The following is a 3,526-nucleotide window of genomic DNA, read 5'->3' on the forward strand; positions in this document are numbered from 1 at the left end:
TGCGCGAGCGGCGCGAGCGCATCCGCAGGAGGCGCCTGACCGCAGCCGGGGTCGTGCTCGCACTGGTCCTCGCCGCCTTCTACGTCTGGGGCCCCTTCCACTCCCCCCACAAGTCCCCCCGCAAGCCCGAACTGCGGTCCCAGGGCTACACCGGGACCCGAACCGACACCGGCCGCCCCTCCCCCAAGTGGGCCAACGGAGCCGACATCGCATGGAAACTGGACCAGGAACTGGAGGATAGCAACGATTCAGCGGTCGTGAAGAACGGCGACCAGGTGATCCTCGCCCACGGACTCAACAAGGACGCCGGAACCGGAGTCATCAGCCTCGACGTGTCCGGCGCCGAGCCCGCCATCCAGTGGGAGACCGCCCTCCCGGGCGACCGCTCGCTCCAAGTGGAGGCGCGGTTGCTCCTGGTGGGGGAGGACCTATTCATCGGCGAGCACCGGCTGGACCCCGCCACCGGAGCCGACTCCCCCGCCCCATGGGCCGGGCGGAACCGGGACGGACAGGACGACCCGGACCAGGCCGTGACAATCCCCCTCTCCTCGCACGACGGGGTCGTCATCGCCTGCAGCCGGAGGATCTGCTCCGGATGGGTGAAAGAGGACGGCGAGTGGACGATGCGATGGGAACGCGACTCCACCCCCACGCCCCTGGGCGACTACCAGGACTGCCCCGAATGCGGAGAAGGGACATGGGTGGTCCTCAACAACTGGAACACCACAGCATGGGGGCCCGCGGCCGAGGCCTCCCCGCAATGGAGATGGCTCTTCACCCCAGTCGCAGGAATGGGGACCATCATCAACACGCAGACGGGGGAGGTCCGCGCCCTGCACGACACTAAGAAGGAGAACCGCTTCGAGTTGTACTCCACCGCCGACGGCTGGGTGGTGGCGGACTCCAAGACCGACCAGGCGACCGTGTTCGCCCCCGACGGGCGCCCCCTGGAGTCCTTCGCCATCGCCGACTCGGTGGGCGCCGGCAACCACAAGAGGGCGCTCCCCATCGGGGGGCAGGCTCCCACGAGCGCGCAGCTGCGCGACTTCCTCACGACCGGCGAGGCCCCGTGGGCAGAAGGAGTGCTGCGCGCCCGGGCCACGACCGCCAACGACGGGGCAACGGTCTGCGACACACTCTCCTTCACACCGACCGGCTCCTCCCACCCCACCCGCGAGACGACTACCCCCGACGTGTTCTTGCTCAATCGGGACACTAGAGAATGCACAACCGGCGCCACGCGCTCAGCGATCAGTGAGGACCACTCGGTCATCCACACCTGGAACAAACACGTCAGAAGTGACGGGATCATTGACATGCACGACATCGGCCTCTTCCACGCCTCCGGCAGCTTCTTTCCCACGGATGTCACCACAGCGTATTTCGCAAGAGCCGTCCGCGTGTACGACGACCTCGTCCTCGTGTTCAGTGACGAGGGCATCACGGCCCTCACTCCCCGGGGGTCCTGAGATGCGCGCGGCCCCAAATGTCGTCGCACCCTTCGCGCGGAAGGAGCCACGGAAGACCCCTGGCCACCAGAGGAACAGCCCCGGCGCCTAATCACCGACCATTGACCGTTGAACACCGACCACTGACTGGATGGCACCATGTCCCTCGTTGATAAACACCCCGACCAGGACCCCGACCGCGACGACGCCCAAGGGGCGGACGCCTCCCGCGCCAAAAGGGCCGGCGCCTCGCCGATCGTCAGTAAGAAACCCTCCGAGATCCTACGCGAGCGACGCCAGCGCATCCGCCGCAGGTACCTGACCACAGCCGGAGTCGTGCTCGCACTCATCCTCGCCGCCGTCTACGTCTGGGGCCCCTTCCACTCTCCCCACAAACCCGAACTACGATCCCAGGGCTACACCGGGACCCGAACCGACACCGGCCGCCCCTCCCCCAAGTGGGCCAACGGAACCGACATCGCATGGAAACTGGACCATGGCACAGCGGGTGCTGGCGAGTATGCAGTCATGAAGAACGGCGACCAGGTGATCCTCGCCCTTCCACTCACAGAGAGCGACCGCTTCAAGGTCGTCAGCCTCGACGTGTCCGTCGCCAAGCCCGCCATCCAGTGGGACTCGGTCGTCCCCAAGGCCGTCCCACGCAGCTTAGAGCCTCACCTGGTCATGGTCGGAGAGGACCTCTTCGTGGGGGAGCACCGGCTGGATCCCACCACCGGAGCCGCCTCGCCCGCCCCATGGGCCGGGCGGAACCAGGACGGGCAGGACAACCCGGAACTGGCCACGACAATCGTGATCACCTCCCGCGACGGGCTCGTCATCGCCTGCAACCGCAGGATCTGCTCCGGCTGGGAAAAAGAGGACGGCGAGTGGACGATGCGATGGGAGCGCGACTCCACCCCCACCCCCCTGGAGGACTACCAGGACTGCCCCGAATGCGGGGAGGGAACATGGATGCCCCTCAACGACCTCCAAATCCTCAGATGGGGCCCCGCGGCCGAGGCCACCCCGCAAGGAGGGGGGTTCTTCGACCCGGTCGCGCAGGAGGGACACATCATCAACACACAGACGGGGGAAGTCCGCGCCCTGCACGGCACTAATGGGAATCACCGCTTCGAGTTGCACTCCACCGCCGACGGCTGGGTCGTCGCTGACTCCAAGACCGACCAGGCGACCGTGTTCGCCGCGGACGGGCGCCCCCTGGAGTCCTTCACCATCTCCGCCTCCGCAGGCACCGGGTTCCACAAGGCAGCGCTCCCCATCGGGGGGCAGACGCCCACGAACGCGCAGCTGCGCGAATTCCTCACAACCGGCGAGGCCCCATGGGCCGAAGGACTGCTGCGCACCCGGGCCACAACAACCGACAGCGGGGCAACGGTCTGCGACACCCTCTCCTTCACACCGACGGGTTCCTCACGCCCCACCCGCGAAACGACTACCTCCGACGCATTCCCCCCAGACCGGACCACTGGAGAATGTGGCATGAGTGCTCAGAACTCGGCGATCAGCAAGGACCACTCGGTCATCCACACCTGGAGCCACTACGGCGGTGACAGAGACGAGCTCATCGACATGCACAGCGTCGGCCTCTTCCACACCTCCGGCAGCTTCACTCCCACGGATGCCTCCTATGGGACTGTCGAGATATCCTTCCGCGTGTACGACGACCTCGTCCTCGTGATCGATTACGAGGGCATCACGGCCCTCACTCCCCGGGGGTCCTGAGATGCGCGCGGGCCCGTACGGCACCGCGGCCTTCGCGCCGAAGGAAGCGTAGAAGGCCCCTGGCCACTGGAGGCGCAGCCCCGGCGGCAATCACCGACCGTTGACCGCTGACCACCGACCGCTGACTGGATGGCGCCATGTCCCTCGTTGATGAGCACCCCGACCAGGACCCCGGCCGCGACGACGCCCAGGGGGCGGACGCCTCCCACGCCAAAAGGGCGGGCACCCGGGCACTGAGGGCCCGCAGATATTGAATACTTGAAAAGCGTTCCGCTTCCACAACAACCTTGACATACTTACGGGTATGGATCCCCTCGACGACGAACCCACCCCTG

Annotated in this window: 2 protein-coding genes; both read left to right on the top strand. The window is 66.9% G+C overall.

The window, feature by feature from the left end; translation table 11 throughout:
* Positions 1-1,469 (top strand): PH domain-containing protein (locus G447_RS0108515; RefSeq protein WP_026430739.1); only part of this gene is annotated, 1,469 nt, incomplete at its 5' end.
* 138 nt (positions 1,470-1,607) lie between these two features.
* Positions 1,608-3,191, top strand: coding sequence for a hypothetical protein (locus G447_RS0108520; RefSeq protein ID WP_026430740.1), 1,584 nt, complete (start codon positions 1,608-1,610; stop codon positions 3,189-3,191).
* Positions 3,192-3,526: the final 335 nt, after the last annotated feature.

This window comes from Schaalia georgiae DSM 6843 (assembly GCF_000429245.1).
GTDB classification, from domain to species: Bacteria; Actinomycetota; Actinomycetes; order Actinomycetales; family Actinomycetaceae; genus Pauljensenia; species Pauljensenia georgiae.

Coding starts and splice junctions, on each gene's coding strand:
- G447_RS0108520 (WP_026430740.1), top strand. CDS start 1,608: ATGTCCCTCGTTGATAAACACCCCGACCAGGACCCCGACCGCGACGAC.